The following is a 326-nucleotide window of genomic DNA, read 5'->3' as shown; positions in this document are numbered from 1 at the left end:
GGCAGGAAGGCGCTGATCGCCAGCGCGGCCGGCACCAGGATGGCCTTGTTCTTGAGCGAACCGACCGCCACCGCCCACACCACGGGTATTTCGCGTTCGGCACGCACGCCGGAGACTTGCTGGGCATTGAGCGCCAGGTCATCGCCCAACACACCGGCGGTCTTCTTCGCCGCCACTCTTGTCATCAGGGCGACGTCATCGAGTACTGCGGCGATATCGTCGATCAACACCAACAAGCTGCTTCCTGCCATGAATCGGGCATCCGTAAGGGAAAGAAGGGCCGAGCATAGCGCGGCGCAACGCTTTGCGGGCACATTGTTGAGGCC

General features: G+C 62.9%; 1 protein-coding gene. It reads right to left on the bottom strand.

Going from position 1 to position 326, the window contains the following annotated elements:
• A partial coding sequence (locus tag EE949_RS25705; protein WP_122666878.1) for a DUF808 family protein occupies positions 1–251 on the bottom strand: 251 nt, incomplete at its 3' end.
• Positions 252–326: the final 75 nt, after the last annotated feature.

Source organism: Pseudomonas viridiflava, from assembly GCF_900602065.1.
In the GTDB taxonomy this organism is placed as follows: Bacteria; Pseudomonadota; Gammaproteobacteria; order Pseudomonadales; family Pseudomonadaceae; genus Aquipseudomonas.
The sequence above is the reverse complement of the archived record's forward strand: the minus strand, read 5'-3'. Positions and strand labels throughout refer to the sequence as shown.